This is a genomic window from Sphingomonas sp. (assembly GCF_019242355.1).
Lineage (GTDB): Bacteria > Pseudomonadota > Alphaproteobacteria > Sphingomonadales > Sphingomonadaceae > Sphingomicrobium.
The window spans coordinates 1-2,879 of record NZ_JAFAVR010000234.1; the positions used below are offsets into that span (position 1 = coordinate 1).

The following is a 2,879-nucleotide window of genomic DNA, read 5'->3' on the forward strand; positions in this document are numbered from 1 at the left end:
CGCGCTCGACGGTCTCGCCGTCAGTTGCAACACTCAGCGCGAAATGGGTCGCTCCATAGCCCTCGCCGGGTTCGTTCCTGACAAACCCGCCGCCTTCGACGCCGCCCGGCTGCAGCTCGGTTCCGGCGGGATAGACCTCGACGCCGGAACCATACTCGTCGAGCTGAAGCGCGAAATAGCTGCCGGGATTGGGCGGGAACGGCACCGCCTTGCCGCCCATCATTTCGGCCAAAACTCCGGCGGCCCGCTCGGGGTCGCGCGCCGCAATCGAAAGATGATGGATCATGAGACGCCCCTCACCATTCTGACCCGGAAGCAATACCACAGCCGTGGACGGGGTACAGCACCGCCGGCACAGGCGGCGATAGAGCCCGATCGTGTAGCCATGCTGCGACCCCGCGATCCCGAGCAGGGTGTTTTTCCAAGTTAACGGCATCGAAATCTTTACCGGTCAGAAGGGACCGTGGGCCGGCGGGTCACGGCGCCGGGAGTGTTCCCGTCAATGGCAAAGATTCTGGTCATCGACGACGATCCGTTTGTACGCACGACCATCCGTCGGATTTTGGTGCGGGCGGGGTATGATCTTTGGGTTGCCGAGAACGGCGATCAGGGCTTGGAATGTTTTAAGCGCGACCGCCCCGATCTGGTGATTACCGACATCATCATGCCGGAGCGTGAAGGCATTGAGGTGATCCGTGCGATCCGTGCGATCGACCCTGCGGCAAGGATCATCGCGATCTCGGGCGGCGGCCGCATCGGCGCTGCGGACGTGCTGGCCTTCGCTGCGAAGTTCGGCGCCAGGGAAGTCATCGGCAAACCGTTCGAGCCCTCGGAATTGACCGACAGCGTTGCCCGTTGCCTCGGCCCCGCGGCATAGGCGGGCCCGCGTCCATGCGCGTCCCGCAAGCTCTCGCTCGTTGGTTCGGTCAGGTTGGGTATCGCCGGCCCGATCGGCCGGGCGCAGACGACCCGCGATATCGCGCCGCCAGGCTGACGCGCCATATCCTCCTGCTCGGCGTCCTTGTCGTCCTCGGCATGTGGACCGCCGCGATCCTGGCAATCCGATCGGCGGAGCAGGCCGCGCTCGGCCATGCCAGGCTGGAGGCCGGCAATCTTGCGGCTTCGTTCGCCGACGAGGTGACCCACAACCTCGATCTTGTCGCGGCCGGCATGGACGCGATCGCGCAGCGGATGCGCGCCGGAGGCCCATTCAACATCAATGCTTGGGCGCGTGACATCCCGATGCTGGCCTGGGCCACGATTCAGGTGGCGATCATCGGCCCTGACGGACGCCTGATATCGAGCACTGCCGATCCTGACGCGAAACCGATCGATTTAAGCGATCGCGAGCACGTCCGGGTTCATCTCGAACGCCGGGTCGCAGGTCTTTTCATCGGCAAGCCCGTCCTCGGCCGGGTCTCGCATAAGGTGACGATCCAGATAACCCGCCGGGTCGAGGGCAGCGACGGTCGGTTGCTTGGGATCGTCCTCTTCTCGCTGGCGCCGGGCGATCTGACAAACCTTAACCGCATGATTGATATGAGTCCTCACGGCGTGATCGTGCTGACGGGATTGGACAGCGTGATACTGGCGCGCTTCAGCCAGGGGGATCTGAGCGGCATCGAGGGTATCGGCCAATCGGTCGCCGGCCGGCCGCGACCCGAAGGATTTCCTGAGGGAGCGCGAGGTTTTTACGTAAAGCGTGGGACCGTCGATCCTATCGAGCGCATCTTTGCGTATCAACGGTTGGCCAGGTACCCGCTCGTCGTCACCGTCGGCCTTGATCGCGATTATGTACTCGCCGTGGCGCAGGACGGGGCGGTGCTCACGGTCATGATCACGACCGCCGTTACAATCCTGATGGCCTCCATCGCCGCCTATCTGCGGCGGGAGATACGACGACGCGGGGAGCGCGAAGCGCAACAAGTCGCGGAACAGGAACGGCTCGAAGCCGAAGTACAACGCCGCTACGTCGCAGAACAGCGATCTCGCGAGGCCCAGGAACTGCTGCAGGATGCGGTGGACAGCCTCTCGGAAGGATTGGCCATCTACGATCGCGACGACCAGCTGGTGCTGTCGAATGCGGCAATGCACCGGCTGTTCCCCCAACAAGCCGAGCTGATGGTCCCGGGTAGGCGGTTCGAGGATATCATGCGCGGCGTTGCATTCTCGGGCTTGAACCTCGACGCCGTTGGACGAGAGGACGCCTGGGTCGCAGAACGGGTGCAGGCGCATCGCGAAGCCGCCGGAAGCTTTGAGCAACGTCTCTCTGACGGCCGCTGCTTGCTGATCACGAACCGGCGGATGCGCAACGGCGGCATTGCCTCGCTGCGCGTCGACGTGACGAGGCTCAAAGAGATCGAGGCGCAGCGCCGCGAGGCGCAGGAGGTACTGGAAGATGCGGTCAACAGCCTGTCCGAGGGGTTGGCCATTTACGACCGCGAGGATCGTCTCGTCTTGGCGAACGAGACGATGCGGCGGCTTTACGGGCGCAGCAACGCCGTCATGGAAATCGGCAAGTCCTACGAGGAGATCATGCGGGAGGTGGCGTATGCCGGTCACGCGGCTGACGCGATCGGCCGCGAGGAGGAGTGGATCCTCGATCAGGTCAAGACGCATCGCGAGCCGCTGCCCTCCGGTGAGGAACGGCGGATCGGACAGCGTCGCCTGATCCTGACGAACCGGCGCATGCGCAACGGCGGCATTGTTTCGCTGCGTGTCGAAGTCACCGAACTTAAGCGCACCGAAGCGCGCCTGCGGGAGGCGCAGGCGACGCTGCAGGATGCGGTCGAAAGCATTGCCGACGCATTCGTGATTTACGATGCCGACGATTGCTTCGTGATGTGCAATGAAGCTTATCGTCAGCTATATCCGACGAT

General features: G+C 63.7%; 2 protein-coding genes and 1 pseudogene. 2 read left to right on the forward strand and 1 reads right to left on the reverse strand.

The genetic code is table 11. From position 1 onward, the window contains the following. Positions 1 to 286, reverse strand: a pseudogene (locus JOZ79_RS11530) (hypothetical protein); the annotation flags it as partial. A gap of 216 nt (positions 287 to 502) precedes the next feature. Between JOZ79_RS11530 and JOZ79_RS11535 the strand changes: the two are divergent. Together JOZ79_RS11535 and JOZ79_RS11540 are read left to right on the forward strand one after the other, a co-directional pair. Further along, positions 503 to 877, forward strand: a complete 375-nt coding sequence (locus tag JOZ79_RS11535; protein WP_294074265.1) for a response regulator — start codon at positions 503 to 505, stop codon at positions 875 to 877. A gap of 158 nt (positions 878 to 1,035) precedes the next feature. Beyond that, positions 1,036 to 2,879: PAS-domain containing protein (locus JOZ79_RS11540; RefSeq protein WP_294074267.1), on the forward strand; the 1,844-nt coding region annotated here is incomplete at its 3' end.

What these genes read in the sequence shown, in the direction of transcription:
- JOZ79_RS11535 (WP_294074265.1), top strand. Translation starts at nt 503, where the DNA reads ATGGCAAAGATTCTGGTCATCGACGACGATCCGTTTGTACGCACGACC.